Origin of the sequence: Fibrobacter sp. UWB15, from assembly GCF_900177705.1 — a bacterium.
GTDB lineage: Bacteria > Fibrobacterota > Fibrobacteria > Fibrobacterales > Fibrobacteraceae > Fibrobacter.
Genome location: NZ_FXBA01000004.1, coordinates 1 through 25,781 on the forward strand (window position 1 = coordinate 1; position 25,781 = coordinate 25,781).

A 25,781-nucleotide genomic window follows, 5' to 3' on the forward strand; every position below is an offset into this window, starting at 1 on the left:
TAAAGTCTTGGTCCCGTTAATCACGTTCGTATTATTGACTATTCCAAGAAATCTCTTGGACCCGTCACTAAGCACATCTCCGATTCCTTCAATCTACTCAACAACCTCTCGGGTTGCTGTCCCTTGATCGCGGCTTACTTGGCTCTTCGCGTTTAGCGTTTCGTTTTCGGCCGTCCCTCTCAGGAACGACGCCAATTATAGAATTTTCAGAAACATTTGCAAGGGGGTTTTTGCAGAAAAATTCGCATTTTTTTCTTATTTTCGCAAAAAACGGGAATAACACGACTCTTGCGCAGGGAGTTACCCGAGAATTCACAAACTATTCACAACTTTCTTTAAGCGTTTTTTGAAATATTGGACAAAATCGCCTCAAAAGGGCCATTTTCCATATCAATAGAAGTACAGTTCATCTGGCCGCGGAACCAGGTGAGCTGTCTTTTGGCGTAATTGCGGGTCTTTTTCTTGACTTCTGCGACAATTTTCTCCATTTCGGAGGCACTTTGCGCCTGCAAGAGCTCGCGATAGCCCAAACTTTGCCATGCCGGAGCGCTAAGCGGCACCACTTTAGAAAGTTCCCGGGCTTCTTCGACCCAGCCGTCTTTAATCATCTGGTTGACGCGGGAATCGATTCGTTTGTACAAAACATCCCTTTCTCGCTGCAACCAAAAAACAGGCACCGTCCCAATTCCGCCTTCACGTTCCTTCTGGAATTCCGAAAGTTTGCGACCCGTCGCCTTGAACACCTCAACGATACGAATCAGGCGCTGAACGTTATTCGATTCAACGCTTTGCACAAGCTCCGGGTCCATTTCCATCGCCATTTTATACAAATTATCAGCACCTTGGATTTGCGCAAACTCTTCCAACTCACGACGCACACCTTCAGGCACCGCAGGAATCTTGGGAAGTCCAAGCATCAGACTTTGCAAATAAAGCCCTGTTCCGCCGACCAAGATGTATTTCTTGTCGGGATTTTCGGCCGTCAAGTTTTTAACCTGACGGCAGAATTCCCCCGCCGAAAATGTTTCGGTAGGAGGCAAAAAATCAACCAGGTGATGCTTGACGCGCTTAAGGCTAGCCTCGTCCGGCTGCGCCGTGCCTATGGAAAAGCCTTTGTACACCTGCCTGGAATCGACACCAATGATTTCGGCATCAAACGATTCCGCAAGCCGCAGGGACAATTCCGATTTTCCGATTCCGGTCGCACCGACCAAGGCAAATAAAATAGGCATACCGGCAATTTAGTTATATTAACACCTACCATGGGAAAAATGAAACACGTTGTCGCCATAATAATCGTTTTGGCAGTCTTAATCGGAGGCTTCGTCTATCTACTGCCCAAGCTTTCCGAGTTGCCGTTACTCAACGGCATCAAGGGTATCGGACAAACGACTAAAGACACGACCGACATTCAAGCTCCGGCACAAGATACGCTCTCCTTTGAAGAAAAAATGAAACTGGCTCTAGATCCATTGGAGGTCAGCTATTCCAAGCGCAAAAAGCGCCACATCTGGACCATGGGCGGTGGAGAAACCGTCATCACCTATCTTTTACAGATGCAGCGCTTTGTGAAAAAGGCGGGCGGAAAAGTCCTTTATATGGAAGAACTCTACAACAACAACGAAGTCTTCCAGGCCGCTAGAGTAGACTTACTCAAGGACAACGGCGATTCACTGAATATCGAAATTCAGGTTTCCCGCAACGAGTTCAAGTTGGGGGCGTCTTTACTGGCAGTCGCGTTCCAAGTCACCCAACTGACCCCCGAGTTAGTAACGGCCCTAAGGAAGTTGGAATATCCCTACGACTTACTGATTCCGCCTTTTGGCCTAAGCGATGACGAATACCGCTATTTGGATAAAATCTACAACAGGAACATCACGCTTTGGCTCACGCTTGAATCCACCAAGTTGAACAAGGCTCACAACAAATTAAGACCCTTGCGCATACACCATACCGAAGAACAAATCGAAGCCGTGATTGGCGATGCCCACGCCAAATTCCCTGAAGCACGCGGCATTGTTTCGCGCTATGGCGAACAGGCCGTAGAACACCGTCAGCTGTTGCAAGCTATTTTGAAACCCGCCAAAGACCATAAGCTTTGGTTTATGGACATTTCTGCAAACAAGCGTTCTATCGTTTCGCAGACTTGTAGAGAACTCGGCATGACCTGCAAAGACGCCGTAGCCTACAACCCCGAAAACAGTTCCCTCGACGATTACACCAAGGCAAAAATCAGGGAAGCCAAGCGCAACGGGCTTGCCGTCATGATACTTCCCCTCAACGCAACTTCAATCAACAAATTAAGCGATTTGCAGGAAAAAGTAAAGAGCCAGGGTACCACGCTCATAAATTTATCTACCTTTATGAAGAAATGACAAGGAGTCTTGTATGACCGTAAAACTTGGATTTAACGTTGACCATATCGCCACCATCCGTGAAGCTCGCAAGATTTGCGAACCGGATCCGATTGCCGCTGCCGTACTTGCAGAACTTGCAGGCGCCGCAGGCATTACGATGCACTTACGCGAAGACAAGCAACACATCCAAGACCGCGACGTACAGTTGTTGCGTAGAACGGTCACCACCAAGATGAACTTGGAAATCAGCCCTGTCCAGGAAATGGTCCAGGTAGCAATTAACAACCAACCCGACACCGTGACTCTGGTTCCCGAGACTCATACGGAACTTTCCACCGAAGACGGTCTGAATGTGGCAGCCAAGGCGGGCGACCTCATCAAGCCGATTATGACCCTCAAGAACAACGACATTTCGGTAGGCGTGTTCATTGACGCCGAAACCGAACAGGTCAAGGCAGCCAAGAAGATTGGTGCCGACTTTGTCGAGTTCAATACCGGCAAGTACGCCACCAGTTGCACTCTCGGAAGCGCCGAAGAAGTAGAGCGCGAAATTTCAGCCCTCGAAGACATGACGGTGCTCGCCCGCAAGTACGGACTCAAGGTGAAGGCCGGGCGTGGCCTCAACTACCGCAACGCAGCGGCTATCGCAGCAATCGAAGGCATCGATGAAATCATTGTCGGCCACAGCATCGTAAGCAAGGCCGTCATGGTAGGCATCGACCGCGCCGTGCGCGACATGGTAGACTTGATTAAAGGCTAAGTTTTTCTAGTTCCTTTTACCAGGATCTTTCAAACAATTGATTTAGAGGGGTATCTACATGAATCGCGGCTTTACGCTCGTTGAAGTTTTGGTTGTCATTGTCATTCTTGGCATATTGTCGGCCATCGGCATTCCGAAAGTTTTCGGACAAATTGCAAAAGCCAAGGCTAGCGAAATACCTATTGCCGCTGGGTCTTACATTAAGCTCCAGGACGCACACATCGCCCACAAAAATAAAATTGGAACTTGGACCAGCATCGGTTTTATAGCTCCGGGTGGCGGTACAACCAACAACTTTCAATATTCCGGATGCATATCAGACGACATGGATTTGGAATCCAACGAAAGCATCATCGGATTCAAGGCTTCAAACCTCACGAACTTGAACGAATGTCCTGCCGGAAACGTTTGGGCAGTCTCGATGACGCCTACAGGAAGTCACGTTGACTACCAACAGATTCTTTCGAATGCATCTTGTCAGCCCCTAACTGTTTCATGGGCCGTAGGTGAAATTACCGCTTGCAGCGCCGCCGCAACAAACACCAACACCAATAACGGTAAAGGACAGAAACAAGACTAATAGTCCTTATACTCCACATTCTGAAGTACAAGTCCTTGGGGCGGCGCCCACGTGCGTTCGCCCTTGAATTTTTTCTCGAAAATAGTCTGCACCGTTCCAAGAGGAAGCTTGCCGCGGCCCACATCAAACAAGGTCCCCACCATGGCTCGCACCTGGCGGTGCAAGAAACGGTTTCCCTTGATATGGAACATGCAACTCCAGTCGTTCAGGCGTTCTAGCCTGAATTCCGTAAGGATACAGTCCGTCGGCTTGCCGTCGTTTCGGGGAATACAGAAATCAATAAAGTCATGATGTCCCAAGAAGGATTCCGCCTCCTTGGCCATAGCATCTAGATCGAGATTCAAAGAACCGCACTCCCAGCCAAAGTCGCGCAACAAGGCCACGGGACGAGTATAAATGGTATACTGGTAATACCGGTTCAAGGCGTCGTAACGCGAATGGAAATCGGCCGCACAGGGTTCAAGATCGCGAATACGAATAAGTCTTTGAGTAAGACCGTTGATTGAACGGACCAACTTTCCGCAATCAATTTCACCGTCATAATCAAAATGCACACACTGGCCACGGGCATGCACTCCTGTATCGGTACGGCCGGACCCGGTAATACGCACCGGCACACGCAGTGCAACCGCAAAAGCCTCTTCGAGAGCAGACTGAACTGTAACGAATTTGGTCTTTCCGCCTTCGTTCTGGGCTTGCCAGCCATAAAAAGCCGACCCCAGGTATTCACAGCGGAATCGATAACGCATTAGCCCATGGCTTCCTTGATGACCGTTTCAACCTTTTCCTGAGAAATCTTCAGGCTGGAGGCTATAGCCGAGGCCGGGAAGCCACGACGGGACATCTGGAGAATCTTCACCTTTTCGTTGGACTCACGATCAAAGCGCGTGATTTCAAGCGGGCTTTTAAGGTTCGGGTCGCCCGTAAGGTTACGGCTCTGGGCACGCAGCTTCATGGTGCGTTCACGGGAAAGTCCGCGGGGAGCGCGCAACACATCGGAAAGGTTCTGCATGGCAGAAGTAATCCGTTCCTTGGCCGTAGGCCTGAGTGCAGGCTTGCTATCGGGAGTACCCGTCAAAATCTTGTTTTCGGGAACGCCATTTTCGTCTTCGAATTCCACCTTAGGGTTTTCGTCAGAAGGCGATTGCTTGGCTGCAGCGGCCTGAGCCATCGTTTCACGTTTCTGTGCCGCATATTCTTCGGCATCGGCAATAATGGAACGTTTTTCGCGGCGAGGACGAGGCGGAATGGTCGCGTCATCGAGAATTGCCTTAGGTTCCTTGAACCGTTCGGCCTTAATGGCTTCCATTCGGCGGGTAATGATTTCCTGACGCTTCCTGAGAACCAGGACCAGGATCGCCACGCAAACACCGATAGCCAAAATTCCACCCACAATCCACTTGACAATATCGGAGGTACTAGAGGGAGATTCGGCCGAAGCCCCATCTGCAGATTCCATTGCGGGAGCGACACGCATAGAGGAAAGCACTTCCCAAGCGGAGTCCAATTGCAAACGAATCGTTACCTGCTGATCGGGGTTAGCCTTCGCGTTCCAAAGCGCATGTTCCAGAGAATCAATTTTAGAGCGTGCTGTCAGATAGGCGTCGGCATCAAAGGAGTTCCGGGAACCGGAGAAATCCATCAACAGATATACAGCCAAAGCGGAAGCCAAGACGAGCAACACGACGGGAGCTAAAAATTTTTTCATAGCCTAAAAATAGTAAAAAAATGAAAATATGCCCAACGGGACTCGTTGAGAATGTTGAAGATTTCACAACGCTTTTCAAGAAAGATCGGCCAGCCACCCCTTTTTTCAAGCCATCCTTTTCTATCTTTGTACTCAAGAACTCTTTGTTCTCCTCCTAACCCCCAAAAAGCTCAGCTGACGCAAGTCAGCTGAGTTTTTTTCATAAAAGAAATCTGCAAAGCCCAGGACTTTGCAGATGAATTAACAAAAAAATCACTTAGGAACCTTGTTCTAATGCTTTTTGCCTAAAGCATCGGCGAGAATCACGCGGTTTGCTCCGGATTGGATTGCCATCTGCATGGATTCGCCGGCGGCCATCAGCAAACCACGGGCATCGCCTGCATGGACAGGCATTACGGCAACGCCAATGCTGAGGGTGGTTTCGAGAATCGTCTCGCCGTAGGCAATCTTGAGCTGGGAAATCTCATGACGGATACGTTCTGCGCGGTCCCTCGTAATCTTGAGGTCGGCACCCGGCAGAATCACGCAGAACACTTCGCCCTCGTAGCGGCACGGGATGTCTTCGTTGCGAACGTAGCCCGGCAGACGCTGTCCCAGTTCCCACAGGAGCTGTTCCACCGCATGGCGGCCACGCTGATCCTGAATCTGGCTCACGGCATCCGGATAAAGCATAATCAGACCGATAGGCGAACGATGTCTGGTCGCAGCCGACACTTCACGAACCAGGGATTCTTCCATGTAGCGGCGATTGAAAAGCCCCGTCAGGCTATCACGAATGCTGTGCTGTCTATAGCGAGCGCTCAGGTTCTGGTTGGCGACATAAAGTCCTAGCGTAGTAGCCACGGCGCTCACCTTGGCATGCCAGTCATCCATAGACTCGTTATCGGGCAAAACATCGGTCTGCAAAGAGAAAATACCGAAATGTTCTTCGCTACCTTCAATAGGAGCGCAGAAAGAGACTCCATGGGGATGAAGGTGTAAATGAGTACAGCCACCATTCACGCTCGGATTCGAATAATCCGTAATGACAATGTCACCGGCATCAAAACTGGCACATTCCACCGGGCGGATGACATCGTCGCTAATGACCGTTTCACCAAAAGAGAGCACCTTGTGCAGGTCCGTCTGGGTTCCGGCATACATGTACAAAATTCCAGAAGCGTTGGGGAACAGCTGCGGAAGTACCTGTTCAAGGGCCTTGATTACCTCGGGAACAGGACGGTCCTTCAAGAGACAGCGCGTATACTTTTTCCAGGCATCCAACGGGAACTTGACACAAATTTCGTCAACTTTTTTGGCTAGAGCTTCCTTGGAAGATATTGCTCCCGTCGGGAGAGGCATGTCTTCAGGTTCAGGCTGTGCGGCAAGGGGATCGGGAATTGTCGCCGGAAGTTCCGAAGTCATGGACAACTTGGAATCCTTGATGGAGTAAAGAGCTTCGTTAAAGTCTTCTTCGGCAATGTCAAGTTTTCGCTTGCACACATTGTAGAGAACCAGACCAAGGACTGCGCCCCAAGCCCCGATAAAGACGAACTTGCCTCCAACGGGAACCGTCGTTTCGGGCACAAAGAATGCGACGACGACACCCGCGACAAACGTAACCAACCAAAAGAAATATGTTAGCATGCTCATGTTCTTAAATGTAATTAAAAGGACGCCTTTGGCGCAATTAACTATTTCTAGTTTCTAGTATTTTTTTACTACAAAATGCTGATTACACAAGCTTTTCGAGTAACTTGGAACTCAGAACTAGCAACTCAACCTATTTAAGGCTCTATTTTCTACATTTTGACCTATGACCATCCTCGAAAAAATAGCTCTTGCCCTCCCCGCCGTCGAAAGTCCTGCTAGATACATGGGCGGCGAAGCCAACAGTGTCGTCAAAGACCACAGCCAGATGCTTTGCAACATGGCCTTCGTGTTCCCCGACAAGTACGAAATCGGCATGAGTAATAACGGAATCCGCATTCTGTACCATGTGATCAACCGTGAGCCGGACTTGCTGTGCGAAGTCTCTTTTGCCCCGTGGGAAGACATGGCGAAAGAAATGGAAAAATACGATATTCCGCTGTACAGCTACGCAAGCTACACGCCGGTACGCGATTTCGAGGTGGTGGGCATGACGCTCCAGACGGAGCTCAATTTTACGAACGTCCCCTACGTACTTGACATCGCCCGCATTCCCGTGTGGCAGAAAGACCGCAAGGAAGAAGACCCGATTATTGTGGCTGGCGGCCCCGCCATGGCAAACCCCGAACCGGTTGCCGACTTCTTTGACGCCTTCATGATCGGCGATGGTGAAGACATGATTGTGAAGTTTTTGCGTTGCGTTGGCGAAGGCCGAAAGGCGAAACTCCCCCGCGCAAAGATTCTAGAGAATTTGTCTGAAATCGACGGCGTGTACGTACCGAGCCTACGTCCCGTCATCACCAACGAATTTGGCGACATCGTTCCGGCTGAACCCGCCAAGGGCAGCTACCAGAATACCAACGGCGTTCGCAGGCAGTTCATTCCGGTGATGGACCCGAAGAACTACCCCATCAAGAACCTGATTGCAAACATGCAGTTGGTGCATAACCGATTCAGCGTAGAAGTCATGCGCGGTTGCGCCCAGAGTTGTAGGTTCTGCCAGGCAGGAATCTGGTACAGACCTTGCCGCGAGCTCGACCCCGATGATGTTTTGGATATCGCCAAGGCTGGCATCAAGGCGACCGGCGAACGCGAACTGGGACTCCTTTCGCTCTCCACCGCCGACTACAAGCCCGTGGAAGGTCTCACCGACTCCATTATCGATGACCCGTTCTTCGACACCGTGGACGTGAGCCTCCCGAGTATCCGCGTGAATGCCTTCGGTGAAACGCTCGCCCAGAAGATTTCAGCCCTCAAGGGCGGCCGCAGCGCGACCTTCGCTCCCGAAACAGGCTCCGAACGAATCCGCAAGATGATTAACAAGACCATCAGCGACCAGGACATGTACAACGCCGCCGAGCACGCCTTCAGTAGCGGATTCAACAAAATTAAGTTGTACACAATGATCGGTTTCCCGACAGAAAATGAGCAGGACATGGAAGCGTTCTGCAACCTAATCGAGAACCTCGTGAAAATCGGTCGCAAGTACCTGCGCGGATGCCAGATAGCCGTAAGCATGGGCATTCTGATTCCGAAGTCGTTTACGGGCCTGCAATGGGCGCCCTTCATGGACAAGGAAACCGCCCTCAAGCACATCCGTTATGTGCGCGAACGCTTCTTCCGTCACCCGAACGTGAAGGTCAACTGGGCCGGCTGGGAAACGAGTTTCCTCGAAGCCATTTACAGCCGCGGCGACCGCAGACTCGGTCCCGTGATTTATGCCGCCTACAAGAAGGGAATCATTTTCGAAAGCGACTCCTACCGTTTTGACTTCGAAAAATGGCAGCAAGTCTGGGAAGAATGCAACTACGACACCAGCTGGGTGTACCGCACGCGAGAAAAAGACGAAGTATTTCCCTGGGATTTCATTCACGCAGGAACCAGCAAGCAGTACCTGCGTGGCGAATGGGAAAAGGCCTTCAAGGAAGATTCCGCCCCGGTGCCGAACTGCAAATGGGGCGACTGCCAGAAATGCGGCATCCCCGGCTTTGGCGCTGAAATCAAACTCGCGGACGACCCGGTGCGCCACAAGGCCCCGAGCCGTACGCCCGAAGAAATCAAGAAACTTGTCGCCGAACGCCGCCCCACGCAAAAGAGCTGTCACAGCTACAAGATTACCTTCAAAAAAACTGGCCTCAGCCGATTCCTGCCGCACCAGAACATGCTCAGCTTCTTCGAGCGCACCTTCCTTTGCGCAGGAATCCCTATCAAGTTCAGCGAAGGCTTCAGCCCGAAGCCACGCATTTCGAACATGGGCGCACTCCCCTTGGGTCTTGAAACTTATTGCGAAGTCATCAGCGTTGATTTGCTGCAGCCGCTTGATATTTCCAAGGAAAACTTGCCGAAGATCATGGCCGAACTTTCGAGACCGTTCCCGCGCGGTATGGAAATCGTGAACATTGAGCCGCTCAAGGAAAAGCTGTCGAAGCACATGCCGACGGCGATGATTTATTCATTCACGCCCGAACAAATGCCCGAAGGCATCATGGAAAAGTTCGAAAAGAAGACGCTCCCCGTGGTATTAAATCACCGCGGCCAGGAAATCAATTTGAACGAACACTTGCTCGGAATCCAGATTGCAGGCGGCGCCATCATCACCAAGGTGAAATGCAATAACATGGGCACGACCGTGAGCCCGTTCAACATTTATGCAGCCTTGATGGGCGTGGAATTCGACCCGAAAAAACTTGACGAAAGCTCCCGCCGCTACCTCATCAAGAAAATCGCAATGGAATTTTAAAGGATTCCACTGAGTTTAGCGGTTCGGTCTTTATTCTGCAGGTAGGATGATTTCAATGTGGCGGGTACTCACGTTCAGGAAGTGAGTACGGAACAGGTCCTTTTCGCTCCTGTCACTCACGCGCACCTGCGTCACAGCGATAAAGTCCTTGTTTTCGCGGATGTAGTCCGTGAGACGTTCATCGCGGAGCGTATCGATTTCGCCCGTGATGATAAAGCTGTCGGTCCAAATTTTTACTAGCATGTTATAAATATAAAGTTTTTTTTGTTTGCAAGTAGAAAAAAAGCGTTTTTTTGTTGCTTTTTGGCATTTTGAGTGTATTTTAGGGATATAATACAGATGTTGGCGTACCCAACCAAGGAGTTTACCATGGCAACGAAAAAGGCAATCAAACTGACCCCCGGCAAAATGATTTACCACAATCTGGAATTTATCGATAGCGATGTCGGGCGCCCGATCAGAATTCTTTCCGAATTCATGGGTCCTTACCAGATTTTTGCGCAAGAAGGTATCAAGAACACCATCGTGTTCTTCGGTTCCGCCCGCATACTCCCCATGGCCGAACTCAAGAAACGCCAAAAGAGCTGCAAAAACAAGACCGAACTTGCGCGACTCAAACGACTGGAAGCCGTCGCCGAATACTATGACGCCGCACGCGAACTGGGCGCAAAACTCGGCCGCTGGGCAAACAAGCAACACGACCACGGTTTTGCGGTGATGACCGGTGGCGGTCCGGGCATTATGGAAGCGGGCAACCGTGGCGCAAACGACGTAGGAACCTCTTCGATCGGTTTAAACATCAAGCTTCCCTTTGAGCAGCACCCGAACCCCTACATCGATGACGATCTGAACCTGCAATTCCGTTACTTCTTTATCCGTAAGTACTGGTTCATGAAGATGGCAAGAGCACTCGTCGTATTCCCAGGAGGCTTCGGAACGCTCGACGAAATGTTTGAACTCCTGACGCTGATTCAGACTAAAAAATACGGCGACAAGATGCCCGTCGTGATTTACGGCAGCAAATACTGGAACAAAGTCATCAACTGGAACTACATCGCCGACACAGGAATGATCGACAAGGAAGACCTCAAGTTGTTCCATTTCTGCGACACCGTTGAAGATGCTTACAATGTCATTACGACGGCACTCGAAAAAACGATGGAATAAATAAACAAGCTACTTATATGCAAGGTGTCGCTCGGCGGCACCTTGTTTTGTTTTGGGGATTAGCTAAATTTGGGGCATGATTCGAAACATTCTGGCAGAAACTTTAGATCGAGTATCTAGAAATTTGGCTCTCCGCCCGAACTACACCATGGAAGAATACCAGCGGTGGTTCGACCAGAATCCCGAATACATGCACAACGGTGCCATGCAGCACATTCAACTGATAGAGCCCCTGACACTCGAAGGCACCAACAACCTGTACCGCGCCCAGTACTGGCTGGAACACCCGAACGACCCCAGCCGCTACGTGGAACAAGAAATTGTCGTCAAAATTTGCAAGTTCTGGGCAAGCCCCGGCAAGAACAGGCTCCACCGCCTGAACAGCCTCTTAAGCGCGTTCCAAGATGAAATCCGCATCAACAACCTGATTCACGCCACCAATATCGAAGGCGTGGTCCAGAGCATGGGCGGCGGCATTGCCGGCAGACACCCTTACCTCAAGATGGAGTTTATTAAGGGTTGCTCTCTGGATAGGCTATTCAAGAAAGAACTAAGTGACGACGAAATTTTGCACCGAGTCGCCCAACTCGCCTACCTGGCCAACACGATTAGCCAGCTGCATTACTACCAGGTGGTCCACAAGGATTTAAAGCCCAAGAACCTTTTGCTTTGCCAGAATCCGCAGCACAAGAACAATCACAAGATTCTCGTGTGCGACTTCGGTTACGCCCAGGCGAAAATGCGCGACACAATCACTGAATACGGTGGTCAAATGACGCCTTGCTACAGCGCGCCCGAACAGGCCATCATGGGCGAAAACCTGTCGGCATCGGTGGACTACTTCAGTTTCGGCATCATTGTGCACGAATACCTGACTGGCGAAAAACTGTTCCCGCACGCCATGGATATTTTCATTGAAGACGGTTACCGCATTACCGACCGCTACCTGGAATACCTGAAGACCGGCCGCGAAAATCGCTTTAGCGACCCACGATTCCCGGAACTTGCGCAGTGGATAGACAACCTCACCATTTTCGACAGCTTTGAACGCATGCAGAGCTGCCCGAACTTGTTTGATATTGCTCACAAATTGCGCGAACGTGTAAACGCCCAAGGCTACCGCGACGTGAACACGGACTTCTTGTGGAATCAGCTGCGCGAATACAACCGCTTTTAAGAAAAATAAAATTTTCATTTTCATATTCATTAGTATATATTCAAGATATGAATAAGTCCTCTATCTCGAATATTACTGCTCTTTTGAAGAAAATTAAGCCAATCCATTACTTGGTGGTTTTGGCAATTATAGGCATCGGCATTTTTAACGCCGTCACCGGAATCATGCCGCAAATCAAGCAAAGCAGCTACGAAAAGGGAATCGAAAAATCCTTTGACAAGTGGTGGGAAGAAGAGGGCGCAAACCAGTTCAAAATCGTCGGAATCGAACCGACCGAAAAAGTCCGTCAAGAAGAATTCGAACAATTCCGCAACAGGGCCTTTGCCTTGAAGCCGTCTTACATTGTCGAAGACCGCATCGAAATCATGAAAAAGGATTTCCGCGAGTGGTGGGAAATCAGGGGCGGCAAAGAAGAATTTATAGCAAAGCACAACCGCTACCCGGGCGAATCAGACTTTAGAAGCGAACTTGCCGAATGGATCGACAACTACACCGACAAATTCCCTCGCTACAACATGGCGTTTGTCCCCAAGAAAGAACAGTACGACCGACTGCTCACCAGCTGGATTCTGTTCCCGAGCACGTGGAGCTACATTCTGTTCGCGGTACTTTTCATGTTTACGCTTATACGTTTGGAAAAACGTTGGCAATGGTTTATTCTGTGGGGCTGCATTGTCGGCTGGACCCTCTGTGGCGGCATCTTGGTAAGCATCATGACCGGCACGAGTTTCTTTGACCACTACAGCGGTGAACGCTACATGGGCATGAGCCTGACGATTGCGTTCTTGCTCGGAGCGACTGCATTTGCCCCACGCAAGGAACTGACATCGCAGTCGGTTTCAGCCGTTTGTATTACCGGACTCTTGCTCGACATGGCAGTCAACTGGTTTATCAATCCGAACATTTTCGGGGCTGTCACAGTGCTTTCACCGATTGCCTTTGGCGCAGGCGCATTTGCCGGATTAAAAATCGAAACCCGCCGCAAGACCCGTTATGAACTCAAGCAAGAGGCTTTGCAAGAAAGAGCCCGTCGCATTGAAAAGCGCAACCCCATGGCCGAGTTGAAGAACAAGACTCGAACCATGATTCAGTCGGGCATTGAAAACGCCAAGGGCGGTCGCCCCGAACAGGCTTTCAGCCTACTCACGCAATCGATGGTCCAACTCTTGCAGGAACACCCTGTCGACAAGGCTACAGTACTTTCTCTGGCCGACAGCATGAACAAGCTCTACATCGAAATCTCGAGCAACCAGTGGCTTGAATGGGGCGAAATCGCCAAGGCGAAAAACGCGCCCGAAGCGGCAATCATGCTTTTGAAGAAAGGACTTTCGCTCGAGAAAGACAAGAACTTCGCAAGGCGCGCCCTTTATATTTTGGGCGAGACATGCGTAACGAACAAGATTGAGACTGAAGACGGAATCAAGCGCTTGCAGAAAGTAATTGAAATGAATTCGACCGACATTCTCGCAAAGCAGGCGCAAAGAATCTTGGACAACGTCAAGAAGCAATAATTACCGATTCTTTTCGTTGTTCGTTATTGTATATATCGGCGCTTGACGGCGCCATTCTTTGTATATTCCACCACCATCACATGCGCAGCAGGCATCTTGGCAGGCTTCTGGTAGCCCGAGAATAGCGGGCGGCCTTGCAAGTCGAAGATGCGGTAGAAGGCCGTTTCTGCCTCGTTGCCGAGATTCATGCGCTGGGCAATTGCGGTAGTCCCGCTGCTGGATTCTACGACTTCGGACGAGCTGGATTCAGGTTCCGCGCTCGACGAAGATTCTACACTCGACGACGATTCCGCGACTTCGGACGAAGACGATTCGGGCTCAACCGTTCCCTCGACCGTAAACGTGACGTATTCCGACATCCAGGTGAGCCCGGAGTTGTCCGTCACGACAGCAACGGCAGAATGCATACCCGGAGCAAGGCCCTCGGCATTTACCTGGTAAGGCGACGCCGTCGCAGAACCGACTAAAGTCGTTCCGACATAAAAATCAACCTTCTTGACAGAGCCGTCGTTATCCTTAGCAGTGGCACTCAAGGTGACAGCCTTGCCGGCATCGAACTTGGCCCCTGCAGAAGGTGCTGTCATAGAAACACTTGCCGCCTTGTTGCTCTGGCCAAAGCCCTGGTTGTATTCGGGCATCTTGCCGTAGCGGCCTCCCACACCTGCTAGGCTCGGGATTTCTTTCGGGAGATTTGCAACGGTGCGTTTTTCGAAACTGTAGCTCGGGTTGAAAGTTTGCGCCTGCGGAACGCCCTGCGTCACCGTACCGTTGTAGCGGTGCTGCTGTTTGGTTCCGCTCCCGAACGTGACTCCGCTAAAGTAAACGTAGCCGTTGTCGCCCCATTCGGCAAGGTAACCGTTGCCGTTATCGATATAGCTATTCTCGTAGCGTACGTAGGCCTTCGCGCTTGCACTATGGCCGTTTGCACCCGCCACAAAGAAGCGGTTGTAGTCCACATACTGGTTGTACAAATGCACCTGCGAACCGTTGCTTTCGCCCGTCACCTTCGGCACGCGGCCATAAGTATTGTGCCAGTAGTTATTTGCATAAGTCAGGTGGGCATCTTCGACAAGTGCCATGTAAGGATCGGTTCCCCAACAGTTGAAATCGTTTGCGCCGTCAAAATCCAGGTAACTGATGGTGGCGTCGTCCACGAATTCCATGTCCATACCGTCGCTAATCCACTTGTAGCTGATGTGGTCGGCCCAGAAGCCCTTCACATGCTTCGACGCGGTGCCTACCGTTTCAAGGCCGTCACCGCCTTCGATCAAGTGCGGGTTCACGTCGTAAATGCCGAGGTTACGATAAATGTGGTTGTAGGAGCCTTCGTTACTGCGCACCACTATGGATGCGCCACGCAGGTTCGCGCCGCGACCCATGCCCACGAGACTCTTGTTCGGCTTGGTGGTAATCCAGTTGCTCCACGCCTGCAGATTGTCCGACTCCTTCACGATTTCAAGTCCGGATTCGCCGAGGCTTGCGCAACTGTTCTTTTCGAAGGCGATGCGGTAAAACTTGTTCGTCTTGCCCGTCACGCGGTTCTTCTCGCTGCAAGTCGTGCGGCACCAGGTACGCCCCTGCTTGTTCGCCTCGGTTACCGCATTGCGCATCTGCCTAAAATCGTAAGTACCTTCGGGCACAAGGATTGTCACCGCATCGTTACTCTGCAGGTACTTGCGGATGCTTGCGGAATCGCTCGCGAAAACGATATTGCCGGCAGCACCGCCCGTCGTAGAAGCGCCAAATCCTTCGGCCTTCACGTTGAACGTGAACAGCAGAACGGCCGTCGGGTCGGTTTCGGCAGAAGTCCAAATCCACTTGGCCTGCGTATTCGCGGCAAAACCATTCAAGGTTGCACCGCTCGGGAGCTTGTTGCTTGCGTAGTTAAGGGTTGTCGCACCGCCCCACTGGCTAAGGTCGCGGCCCTTGTTTTTCCACGAGTTGTTGCTCACTGCAGGCTTTGATTTCCAACCACTGCCGGAATAGTAAGACTTGTCCAGGTCGTCAATCTGCACCATGACGCCCGGAGCACCCTTGCCGTTCACGCCCACGACCGAAATTGCATTTTCACCGGGAAGGAACGTCATCGGCACAAAGCGCACGCGGCCCGCCTGGTTGTCCTGCGCAAGGAGAGCGCCATTGTGGTAGAGCCTGTAGCCGCCATCGGCTACGATCCAGATACCCGGACCTTCGCCCGCATTATACGTCGCGGCCACCAGCTGCGAACCCACCTTGTCGCCGCCACCGTAAGCCACTTCAGAAGGGAGTTGAACCACTTCTGTCGCAGGGACAGCGGCATGCACCGCAGAAATTCCAAAAAGCGAGACAAAGCCCGCTAAAGCCAACCCAACATCCTTTTTTACTCCCATTTTTTCCTCTTTTTGTAATATTGCCTTTTATAATCTAATTTTGGCACTTTTGTTTTCAAAACGTTATCCACCAGGCCCATTAATATGTGTTTGGTCATTGACAACGATTGTAAAAGCTCCTTTTACGCAAAAAAATACACTCCTATCGGAGTGCTGGGTAGTTTTTTTGAAATTTAGGGTTGTCCGTAGACTACGGCCAAAAAACGCCGACATGTTTCCATTTTTAATGTATTTTATAAATTATAATAATAAAATTTTACTTTACATTTGCAAATATTTATCTAACTTTAGCAACATGAGCAATGTTTCCATAATTAGTGTATTTATGTACTTTGATTACCGGGATTATATCCGGGCCGTTGTGGAAGCATTGCAATCCAGAGGGCAGTCCATCCGTTCCATTCAAGAAAGCGCCGGAGTCTCGGGTTCCGCCTTTTTCAACCGCATTCTAGACGGATCCCGCCCGCTTTCTGCTGCAAACGCAAAGACTCTCGCCAAATCCTGGGGGCTTTCCGACGAAGAATCCGAATACTTTCTGACGCTAGTCCGCTTCGGCAACGAAAAAAACGTGGACGAGCGCGAAAACCTACTCAAGAAACTCCTCGCCGTACGTGCAAAAAATCAGGAATACGAGCTCCAGGATTCCGCCCTCAAGTTCTTTTCGAAGTGGTACTACCCCGTCTTGCGCGACCTGTTGCCGCTCCTCCCCGCAAACACCCCCGCCGAGAAAATCGGCCGGATGTTCACGCCCGCGCTTCGCGCCCCGCAAGTGCAAAGCGGAGTCAAGTACCTGAAGGATGCCGGATTCGTTTCTTTGAACGATAACGGAACCTACCATGTCGAGCAACCCACCATCTCGACGCCACCCCGCGTGCGCTCTACCATTCTGCGCAAATACCATTTAAAGAACCTCGAAGTCAATAGCGATGTTTACGACCTGTTCTCGAGCGATGACCGCAGCATCACCAGCGTAACCTGCAGCCTTTCCAAGGAAAGTTTCGAAAAGGTTCGCGAAGAAATCGCCAAGCTTCGCGAAAAAATTTTGGCCATGTCCCGCGAAGAAAAGAACCCCGACCGCGTCTGTCATGTCGGATTCCAGCTCGTGAATCGCGCCAAGGTGAAGGAGGGCAAATAATGAAGGTTATTCTCGCCCTTTCGCTTTTCGCAGCCAGCCTCGGCATCGCATTCACCGCCTGCAGCACAAGTGAAAATTCTGTCGCAAACGGCACAGGCAGCAACGCCGGCGAAACCGAAATTGCCGGCATCGTTACAGCCACCAATCACGGAATGCCCCTCAAAAACGCCGTCGCCCGTGTATGGATTTTAAACGAGGATTCCATGCTTGTCGCCTACGAAGACTCCCTTGACGACAACGGCATTCTCAAGATTAACTCCGCCGCCTTGAGCGAAAAGAAGGCCCCCGTCCAGTTGCTCGAAATGCGCTCCGGCGACTCGCTTTCCATTATGCGCTGGGTTGACTTCGAACGCAGTCCGGAGCAGAATCTCGCCATCGCCCAAAGCGAAAGCCTGAAAGGCATCATCACCAATAACGGTACCGCCGTCGAAAACGCAACCGTAAGCATTCTAGACCAAACCGTCACCACGGACGCACAAGGATACTTTGAATTCAGCGGCTTGCCTGCAGGCGTGCACTACGCCTTCGTTGAAGGGTATTTCGGCAAATTCTCTTACCAAATGGAAACCGGCCTAAGCGATGGCGCCACGACAAATCACATCAACATCGCCGACAGCATTTTCACCGTTGTCGAAGACTTTGAAAATTGGAAACACAGACAGACCTTTATCGGCAAGAGTTTTGGACAAGGTTGGTGGTTTATTTGCACCGACTCCTTGCAAGGCGGGAACAGCCGCGTCGCCGAAGGCATCGATAGCGACAAGATTCTCGTTACCGGCGACAGCGCCAAGAGCGGAAGCAGCCTGCACTTGATTTTCGATATCGATCAGGAAACTAAAGGCCATTACGGCGTCGCAGGGTTCTCTATCGGCGACGATTTTGACGAAGACGACATGTTCGCTTTCTACGACTTGCGAAGCGCCACCGCCATTTCGTTCGACGCCAAGGGCAGCGGAAAGATTTCGTTGCAAATCACCAAGCGCGGCAACGACGGCAAACGAGACTTCCACCAGACAGCCTTCGTGACGCTCAGCGACGAATGGGAACATTTCACTTTTACCGCCGACGATTTCGACACGGAACTTATCGCCGTCAACACCATCAACATCTTGGTGACCGAAGACGCAGAGATTTTCTTGGACAACATTCGCTTTGACGGCATTTCGCCGAGCATGTGGCCAAGCCTCGGAATGCGATTCTAGAATTTTCACATATAGGAGTGTGCTTTATGAAAAAGACAAATATAGGCATAGTAGCCTTGTGCGCCCTCGCTTTTACAAGCAGCGCGTTCGCCACCATTCAACCCATGCGCGTCGGCCCCGTTAGCCAATACGGCGCTTTGCAAAGCGGCAAGAATTCCGCTGGCGAAGGCCGCATTTACGGCAGCGTGCAAGGCGTCAAGGACGGCGCCGAAGTCCAGGTTCGCGGAATGAGCCTCACTTGGAGTCAGTACTGGCCGTACGGCAGCAGCTTTTACGGAAGTTCCTTTATCGATACTCTGGTCGGCTCCTGGAACGTTGAACTTGTCCGCTCTGCCATGGGCGTCGTGCCGCCTTGGGGACACGGAAGCTACATGACCCGCCCCGAATATTTCGAATCGCAGATGGACACCGTAGTTCAAGCCGCTATTCAAAACGACATTTACGTTTTGATTGACTGGCACAGCGAAGGCGGCTACTACAACTGCATCCATAAGGGAACAAAGCCAAAGTACGAATTCAACGACAACAAGACCTGCTTTACCGCAAACGATGCTGCCGCCTTCTTCGGGCGCATGGCCGAACGCTACGGCAAGTACCCGCATGTCATTTTCGAAATCTACAACGAACCCGTGAGTGAATCCTGGGCAGACCTGAAAGCCTACGCCGACACGGTCATCAGCGCTATCCGCAAACATTCGAAGAACCTGGTAATCGTCGGAACCCCGATGTGGTCTTCTATGGCAGGCGATGCCGTAGCTGCCCCCGTACAAGACGATAACGTCGCCTACACTTACCATTTCTACGCCAACCTGCATCAGACTTCTAGCCACTTGTCCAGTTCCAACAAGGCGATGGAAGCCGGCCTTAGCGTATTCGTAACGGAATGGGGCGGCATCGATGAAATCTTCACCAAGGAGGCCCACAAGACCGAACTTGAAAAATTCCTCGCATGGACCAACGAGAAGAAAATTTCTTGCGCCAAGTGGGATGTCGAAAAGCCCTTCCTCGAAAACAACGATGTCGACAATTATATCAAAGAAAACATTTTGCCCGCAAAGACCACTTACCAAAAAAATCTGAACTGGGAAACCGAAATCAGCGACAAGTTGCCCAACTTGATTACATACGGCGCCGGCACCGATATTCCGGGCAAGTGGAGCAGCACCAGCGACATTGACGACTACGGCGACGAACAGGGCGACAAGGGTAATTCCACCTTTACCGACAACTCTACCGAAACTACCGTGAAAATGGACAACATGAAGCTAGACACCGTCGGTACCGGCTTTGATTACGCCCCGTACATTCGCGCAGAATACACGTTCGACGGCGAGCCCGATTTGTCCAAGTGCAAAATGGTTAGCTACCGCTACAAAGGAGCAAACCACCAGTTTATCCTCTACTACGATTGGAACGCCAGTATCGATGTCTTTGGCGAAGGCGCCTGGGACTACCCCTTTGTCGAAATGCCGTACGCACCCGAATGGGAAACGGTCTACGTGGATTTAGGCTGGATGATGAGCAACGGCTGGCAGGCAGCACTCCCGCTGACCCCGGTTCTTTCGGCGGCGACCGCGTTCCGCTTTAATGTAACAAACGACTTTTTTGACACCTCGCTTTGGGTCGAAAACATCAAGTGCATCGAAAGCGTCGAAGGTTACACGCCTGTAAAAATCCCCACAAACACAGACGCCGTCCAAACGCAGACTGCAAAGGCAAATTACCGCATAAACACCAACGGTTTGAACATTGTCGCCACCGGCATCAAGAACGGCACGCATTACTCGCTTTCGAACATTCTCGGACAAACACTACGTTCCGGCATCGCAAACGCAAGCAGCATTAAGCTGAGCGCACCGCAGGCAGGCCGCTACATTCTCCGCCTCGGCAATTCCGTCCACCCGATTTCAATCAAGTAAGCAAAAGCCTTTCCCCGAAACAAAAGGGAGCATGAGCAAAAGCGCCTCGGCATCCGCCGAGGCATCTTTATTTGATTAATCGATAATTTGAATTCCTTCGAATACGATTTCGTCTATATCGAGGCGAGAGCCTTCGGATATGAAGACGCTGAATATGCCAATCTCTGTCGAAATTTCGTCCCAAGCGACCTGGTAATTTTTGTCGTCCAAAAGCTCGTCACCGGGCCGAAGGACCAATTCCGTCCATTCGTCGTTCGCCGTCGCAATCCACAACGCCTTGTTATAGTTGTTGTTTTCAAGTTGACGGTAATGTTCAAGCGCAACGGCAAACCGACAGTCCCCGCGAACCTTCATTCGAACCGCAGAAAGCGCACTCAAATCGTAGTAACCGGAATCAAGCCCAAGATGCGTCCCGAGCATGACATAGGCCGTATCTTGAATGGCATACTTTAACGAGAGATACTTCCCGCCGGCACCGTCATCTACAAGCGCGCCCGCAAAACCGCCGGCACTGTCAGGACTTTCAAAGGTCGCCCCCTTGTGCGGCATGTAGTACCAACCGTAATTCGGGTATTTCTTTGCCAAATTATTCAGGTTGTCGCCATCGTCGAAATCTTCGAAGACGTATTCGCGGGTAACATTTGAAATACGGATGAGCGTATCTACAGAAGCACCGGCATCAAGCGAAACATCGGCAACAGGCTGATCATCCGCAAGAAGCGTATATAGGCCCGCAGGAACATGCGAGAAGACAAACTCGCTTCCATCATTTTTTGCCCAATAGGGAGTCGCATCAAGCATCACGACACTGCGCGAAACTACAGAATCAGAGGCCGCAGCCCCGGTACGCACCGTAAGCGATACAGACGGCAAGAGTTCAATTTCGTCTGCCATGGAATCTACCGCATCGAGTTTTGACCACACCATGAGCGAGGAGTCCTCGCCGGCAATCCCTTCGACATAGCACCTTGCGTTCTGACACTGGTCAGGTTCAGTCTCGAACTGCACCATTCCGGAATCATCCGCAGTAGCGGTTTCCAACGCAGAAACATAGGACGGGAGGAACTGCGTCACATCCTGGATATTCACGTCTTCGGACGGACTTTCCGCAGGAGTGAAATCAGCACGCTGATACAAGGTGACGCGCGCCTGCGGTATAGGCATGTGCGCCCCATCGAATGCAACGATGGCGATTCCGTTTGTCGTCTCGCTCGTGGCTCCCGCAGTTTCGGGCCCACTGTCGGAACAGCCCGAAAACATCGTCAGAATTAGGCCGAGCGCGAAATAAAATAATTTTTGGATCCTAAACACCTGGAGCATTTTTACCGTTCTTCCTTTTTCATCATCGGGAACAACTGAAAATTTAATTGATAAACGCTATCGCATATTTGCGCGGGCATCGCATTGACCACATTTACGATGGATTTTCGCGTTTCGGCAAGAATATCGCGGATTTTTTGGATTTGATTCGAGTCAAGCGCCATGGTAAGCGTGCTTATATCGCGCTTTTCCTTCGGGGTATTGGCAATCGAATCGCGCGCCAATTCCGCGATACAGCCCTGGTAGTCGCTAATGGTTGCACTCAGCCAATGTTCCTGCGTACGGAGGTGCGCCTCGGTGGGTTCCACGCGGCCATCCTTGCGTTGGCGGGCAAGTCCCAACTGCAACAGCGCCTCAACGGCTTTCTCAACCTGAGAGGCGGTGAGTTTCGGAATGCATGCCTCGGCGAGTGCGGCGGCATTTTGCGGGCCACGATAATCAAAGACATCGAGCGCCGAACGGATCATCGGGTAGTACCACTGCTGAAAATAGCGGTAACGAGCCTCGTCTAGCTCACGGCAGACGGCCGGGCGCATTTTCTGGAGCGTCTCAAAATGCTTGCGGACATCTTCGTCGGTCTTCGCCTTGCCATAGACGACCATTTCGCGGAAGTATTCCGCCTTCGCCTCCTTGAAACGGAAAAATTCAACGAACGGTTCAATGCCTTTAGAAGACACATGGCGCTTTCCCTGTAAAATTTTTACAAGGAGACTTGCGTCAACGTCCACAGCAGCGGCAAAAACCCGATAGCTGAAGGTCGGATCAAGCGACTTTTCGAGTTCGTAAAAATCCTGCAGAAATTTACGGTAGTCGGTGTAGTCGTATATGTTGATTTTATTTCTTGCGAACATGGTTGGCCAGCCCCAATAATATAGATTCTATTATTGAAATATTCAATTTTTTTCAATCAATTTTTATCAAAATTTTAAAGACATGTTGACATTTTTGTCCACATACAGCCGAAAAAAAACTTACTGAAACTCTTTCATGAACATAAATTTAAGGCACAATGGTGTATCAAGGAGTTACTATGTTTAAAAGGAAATTGTCCGTCATTCTTGCGGCAACCCTCGCAACCACAGCCTTCGCAGCCAAATACGAAGCTGAATCGGCAACCGTATCTAGCGAAGCAAAAATTGTCAACAGCAGCGGCGTCTCTGGCACAGGGTACGCAAGCCTCCAAGAAGGCTCGATCACCTTCACGGGAGTCACCGCAGAAACCGCAGGCAAGTACACGCTCACCATCCATTACAAGGCGGGTGACTTCAAGGCAAATTACCTCAAGGTGAATGGCGCCACCGCAGGCACCATCGACTTCGCGGCAACGACCGGATGGGCAGACATCACAACGGCCGTCACGCTCAAGGCAGGTGCAAATACCGTCGCTATCGAAAAATACTGGGGATGGATCGACGTGGACTACATCGACATTTCTGCCTACGAATCAAAGCCCTTCAAGCTCTCCACAAGCCCGGTCACCCCGAACGCGACCGAAAGCGCAGTAAAGCTCTACAATTTCTTGCGCGAAAACTTCGGCAAGAAGACGATTAGCGGAATCATGACCGGCGACATGAGCGGCTACACACTGGGCGCCGATTTCAAGACTCACGACGATGTGAAGTACATCTACACGCGTACGGGCAAGTACCCGGCGCTCGTCGGTCTCGACTTCCTTTTCGCAACTGGCCCGAACGCGTCTCAAGGCTGGAACATGGAATACACCGACAAGGCGATTTCCATTGCAAAAGGCCTTTGGAAGGCTGGCGGCATCCCCGCATTCACCTGGCACTGGAAAGATCCGCTCGACAAGAAGGACGCCTTCTACATCCAGAGCGCAGCCAACGGCGGCGAATACACGGACTTCGACTTCTCTACGGGTTTCAAGCCCGGCACCACCGAATGGGACACCGAAAGTGCGGCCTACAAGGGAATTGTCGCCGACATTGACCATATTGCCGATTACTTCCTCGAACTGCAGAAAGAAGGCGTTGCAGGCATATTCCGCCCCCTGCACGAAGCGGGCGGCAAGTGGTTCTGGTGGAGTATCAATTCGGGCGACCAGTTTGCGGCCCTCTACCGCCTGGTATTTGACCGCATGGTGAAGGTCAAGGGAGTGAAGAACATGATCTGGGTATTCAACCCAGAAGGTTCTACCGTCACCTCCTGGGATCCGGGCAGCGAATACTACGACGTGCTTTCCATTGACATCTATAACAGCGCCAATGACCATTCCAGCAACGCAAGTTCTTTTGACAAGTTCAAGAGCGCATCGAACGGCACGAAGATTCTTGCACTCAGCGAAAACGGGCCCATTCCCGACGTGAACAACATGCACACCGACGAGGCCGTATGGAGCTGGTGGATGCCGTGGTACAGCACCTGGAGCGGAACCTGGCCCGGCCAGACGAAGGATGCCGTGTGGAAGAGCAACATGGGTGACGAACGTGTTATTTCGCTCGAGGACATGCCCGGCTGGGACAAATACAAGCCCAACCAGGATACCTCTACGACGCGTCTTGCAAAGGTATCGCCATTCTACGGTCCTGCAACAACAATCGGCATCTTTGACATGAACGGCCACTATGTGGGACTCACTACGCAGGGACTTCCGCAGGGGCGCTACATCGTGCGTCAAAGAATCCAGGGACGCAACTTGAATGCGGTATACATCAAAAAATAACTATTGAGTCGGTTTCAACGAATTTTAAAGGCGACGCGAAAAAAATGAATACACAACGGGGGTTGGAGTTTATTTTTTGAGCGTCGCTTTTTTAAATTGGAGTGTTTATGGGTTGTTTTACTTTAAAAATGGCGAACACAACCGCAGCTTTTTTGTTATGCGGAATGTGCGCCTCTTACGGGATTACCCCGAATAAGTTGGTTTCTGGCGGTTTGCCGGCTCATACAGGAGCCACAACGACAGATTACCTGACGGACGGTTACTTGACCAACTGGAAGAGTAGCAGCGCCAAGGAAATCGCGTTGAACGTGGGCGAAGGCCCCCAAAAGCTCTTGATCAACTGGGAATCGTTCGGCGATTGTGCCTGGGCGACCGATTTCACGAGCGGTTGTGGGCATAGCGGCGTCGCACTCTCGAATTTCAAGATTTTGACCTCCGCAAATTCCACTGACGGTAGCGACGGCGATTGGGAAATTGCAGCCACAATCGTGAATAACCCCGTAATGGCACGCGGTGTAACTATTGACTTTGCGGGCAAATCCTGGTTCAAGTTCGCAAGCGAAGGCGACGTGGGCCAGATTCTTGAAATTGAAGCCTTTGACATGAGCAATGGCGGCACCGACACTTGGTTCTTTATGGGCACGAGCATCAGCCAGATGGGAATCAAGCAGCAGGATACCGATTCCACCACAGCGCAGCTCATTCATGCAAGATTCCCCGAATACACGCCCGCCATGTTGCGCGGAGGCATCGGCTGCATCAACAGCACCGAGGTCGTCGAGCACTTGGGCGAATACCTGGAGTACGCAGGTAACGTGAAGTTCTGGGCAATCGAAATGGGCACGAACGACGCCTGGGGCGGTGGCGATTGGAACCTGAACACTTACGTGAGCAACATGCAGACGATTATCGACTCTGCAAAGGCTCACGGAATCACGCCCGTGATTGCACGGATTATAGCAACCGATTCCGCCAAGGCAGGTTGGCAGATCAATCCGGTATTTTTGAAGGCCGTAGACAAACTTGTCGAAGACAACAATCTGCCTGCAGGCCCCGATTTTTACGCCTACTTCAAAGAGCATCCGGAACAACTCGCCAGCGACGGTGTTCACCCGAATGGCGAAACGAAGGGTGGGCAAGCCATGCACCACTTGTGGGCCGAAGCGCTCGCTCCCTTGTACGCTGCAGGCGACACCGCAACCACAAAGCCAGACTCCACCACGGCTTTAAAAGTTGCAAGCAAGTTTGTCGCACCTCGAATTTACGCACAAGGCAAGAACATCGTCGTCGAGGGCAATTCCCATAACGCAACCTCCGTCACCCTTGTTTCTGCGACAGGGCAAATTGTTTCCCAAAAGGCTCTCTTGCAGAATTATGGACAAGTGCAATTCGAAAACCTTCCGACGGGTCAGTACATAGCCATCATCCGGGGCCAAAACGCAGTCCAGACAAGTACCGTACAGGTAAAGTAAAAACACAAATCTTCTTAAACCAAACAAAGAGGCTCTCCGAACGGAGTGCTTCTTT

The 25,781-nt window shown here is 51.2% G+C and carries 20 protein-coding genes; 12 read left to right on the forward strand and 8 right to left on the reverse strand.

The genetic code is table 11. From position 1 onward, the window contains the following. Window positions 1-335 precede the first annotated feature (335 nt). Complete coding sequence (miaA, locus tag B9Y58_RS07580; protein ID WP_073057640.1) at window positions 336-1,232, reverse strand: tRNA (adenosine(37)-N6)-dimethylallyltransferase MiaA; 897 nt, start codon at window positions 1,230-1,232, stop codon at window positions 336-338. A 30-nt stretch (window positions 1,233-1,262) separates the two neighbouring features. Between miaA and B9Y58_RS07585 the strand changes: the two genes are divergently transcribed. Genes B9Y58_RS07585 through B9Y58_RS07595 form a run of 3 tightly spaced genes read left to right on the forward strand, consistent with a single transcriptional unit; the run spans window position 1,263 to window position 3,697 of the window. Continuing rightward, a complete protein-coding gene (locus B9Y58_RS07585) occupies window positions 1,263-2,375 on the forward strand; it encodes a divergent polysaccharide deacetylase family protein (protein ID WP_073057638.1) in 1,113 nt (370 codons plus the stop codon). Between the two features lie 13 nt (window positions 2,376-2,388). Then, on the forward strand, window positions 2,389-3,117 hold the full coding sequence (locus B9Y58_RS07590) for a pyridoxine 5'-phosphate synthase (protein ID WP_073057636.1): 729 nt from the start codon (window positions 2,389-2,391) through the stop codon (window positions 3,115-3,117). A gap of 58 nt (window positions 3,118-3,175) precedes the next feature. Beyond that, the gene (locus B9Y58_RS07595) at window positions 3,176-3,697 is read left to right on the forward strand and encodes a prepilin-type N-terminal cleavage/methylation domain-containing protein (RefSeq protein WP_073057634.1); all 522 of its coding nucleotides are present in this window, start codon (window positions 3,176-3,178) and stop codon (window positions 3,695-3,697) included. On the opposite strand, the gene truA is transcribed toward B9Y58_RS07595, so the two are convergent. From truA to B9Y58_RS07610, 3 genes are all read right to left on the reverse strand, one after another. After that, the gene (gene truA, locus B9Y58_RS07600; RefSeq protein ID WP_073057632.1) at window positions 3,694-4,446 is read right to left on the reverse strand and encodes a tRNA pseudouridine(38-40) synthase TruA; all 753 of its coding nucleotides are present in this window, start codon (window positions 4,444-4,446) and stop codon (window positions 3,694-3,696) included. The two genes, B9Y58_RS07595 and truA, sit on opposite strands and share 4 nt — an antisense overlap. Beyond that, the gene (locus B9Y58_RS07605; RefSeq protein WP_073057629.1) at window positions 4,446-5,405 is read right to left on the reverse strand and encodes a hypothetical protein; all 960 of its coding nucleotides are present in this window, start codon (window positions 5,403-5,405) and stop codon (window positions 4,446-4,448) included. The genes truA and B9Y58_RS07605 overlap by 1 nt, the downstream gene beginning before the upstream one ends. Window positions 5,406-5,675: 270 nt before the next feature. Next, window positions 5,676-7,037 (reverse strand): GGDEF domain-containing protein, encoded by a 1,362-nt coding sequence (locus tag B9Y58_RS07610; RefSeq protein ID WP_073057627.1) that lies wholly within the window; start codon window positions 7,035-7,037, stop codon window positions 5,676-5,678. Between the two features lie 163 nt (window positions 7,038-7,200). Between B9Y58_RS07610 and B9Y58_RS07615 the strand changes: the two genes are divergently transcribed. Continuing rightward, complete coding sequence (locus tag B9Y58_RS07615) at window positions 7,201-9,774, forward strand: TIGR03960 family B12-binding radical SAM protein (RefSeq protein WP_073057625.1); 2,574 nt, start codon at window positions 7,201-7,203, stop codon at window positions 9,772-9,774. Between the two features lie 30 nt (window positions 9,775-9,804). On the opposite strand, the gene B9Y58_RS07620 is transcribed toward B9Y58_RS07615, so the two are convergent. Continuing rightward, complete coding sequence (locus B9Y58_RS07620) at window positions 9,805-10,017, reverse strand: DUF6812 domain-containing protein (protein ID WP_073057624.1); 213 nt, start codon at window positions 10,015-10,017, stop codon at window positions 9,805-9,807. Window positions 10,018-10,143: 126 nt separating this feature from the next. Here B9Y58_RS07620 and B9Y58_RS07625 point away from each other — a divergent pair, with 126 nt between their 5' ends. The 3 genes from B9Y58_RS07625 (at window position 10,144) to B9Y58_RS07635 (ending at window position 13,629) form a co-directional block, all read left to right on the forward strand. After that, window positions 10,144-10,941, forward strand: a complete 798-nt coding sequence (locus B9Y58_RS07625; protein ID WP_073057652.1) for an LOG family protein — start codon at window positions 10,144-10,146, stop codon at window positions 10,939-10,941. 76 nt (window positions 10,942-11,017) lie between these two features. Continuing rightward, window positions 11,018-12,118, forward strand: coding sequence for a protein kinase domain-containing protein (locus B9Y58_RS07630; protein ID WP_073057622.1), 1,101 nt, complete (start codon window positions 11,018-11,020; stop codon window positions 12,116-12,118). A gap of 47 nt (window positions 12,119-12,165) precedes the next feature. Continuing rightward, window positions 12,166-13,629, forward strand: a complete 1,464-nt coding sequence (locus B9Y58_RS07635; protein ID WP_073057620.1) for a hypothetical protein — start codon at window positions 12,166-12,168, stop codon at window positions 13,627-13,629. 23 nt (window positions 13,630-13,652) lie between these two features. On the opposite strand, the gene B9Y58_RS07640 is transcribed toward B9Y58_RS07635, so the two are convergent. Next, window positions 13,653-15,998, reverse strand: a complete 2,346-nt coding sequence (locus tag B9Y58_RS07640; protein ID WP_073057618.1) for an Ig-like domain-containing protein — start codon at window positions 15,996-15,998, stop codon at window positions 13,653-13,655. Window positions 15,999-16,323: 325 nt separating this feature from the next. On the opposite strand from B9Y58_RS07640, the gene B9Y58_RS07645 reads away from it, so the two are divergent. Genes B9Y58_RS07645 through B9Y58_RS07655 form a run of 3 tightly spaced genes read left to right on the forward strand, consistent with a single transcriptional unit; the run spans window position 16,324 to window position 20,254 of the window. Continuing rightward, window positions 16,324-17,133 (forward strand): TIGR02147 family protein, encoded by an 810-nt coding sequence (locus tag B9Y58_RS07645; RefSeq protein WP_255396661.1) that lies wholly within the window; start codon window positions 16,324-16,326, stop codon window positions 17,131-17,133. Continuing rightward, window positions 17,133-18,335, forward strand: coding sequence for a carboxypeptidase-like regulatory domain-containing protein (locus tag B9Y58_RS07650; protein WP_073057614.1), 1,203 nt, complete (start codon window positions 17,133-17,135; stop codon window positions 18,333-18,335). The genes B9Y58_RS07645 and B9Y58_RS07650 overlap by 1 nt, the downstream gene beginning before the upstream one ends. 26 nt (window positions 18,336-18,361) lie before the next feature. Next, window positions 18,362-20,254, forward strand: a complete 1,893-nt coding sequence (locus B9Y58_RS07655) for a glycoside hydrolase family 5 protein (RefSeq protein ID WP_073057612.1) — start codon at window positions 18,362-18,364, stop codon at window positions 20,252-20,254. A gap of 75 nt (window positions 20,255-20,329) precedes the next feature. Here the strand turns inward: B9Y58_RS07655 and B9Y58_RS07660 are convergent, their stop codons facing one another. Further along, entirely contained in the window at window positions 20,330-21,514 is a 1,185-nt protein-coding gene (locus tag B9Y58_RS07660; protein ID WP_233247967.1) for a CIA30 family protein, read from the reverse strand. A 62-nt stretch (window positions 21,515-21,576) separates the two neighbouring features. Further along, window positions 21,577-22,425 (reverse strand): TIGR02147 family protein, encoded by an 849-nt coding sequence (locus B9Y58_RS07665; protein WP_073057608.1) that lies wholly within the window; start codon window positions 22,423-22,425, stop codon window positions 21,577-21,579. Between the two features lie 179 nt (window positions 22,426-22,604). On the opposite strand from B9Y58_RS07665, the gene B9Y58_RS07670 reads away from it, so the two are divergent. After that, complete coding sequence (locus tag B9Y58_RS07670; protein ID WP_073057606.1) at window positions 22,605-24,254, forward strand: glycosyl hydrolase; 1,650 nt, start codon at window positions 22,605-22,607, stop codon at window positions 24,252-24,254. A 107-nt stretch (window positions 24,255-24,361) separates the two neighbouring features. After that, window positions 24,362-25,726, forward strand: coding sequence for a T9SS type A sorting domain-containing protein (locus B9Y58_RS07675; protein ID WP_233247966.1), 1,365 nt, complete (start codon window positions 24,362-24,364; stop codon window positions 25,724-25,726). The last annotated feature ends 55 nt before the right edge of the window (window positions 25,727-25,781 follow it).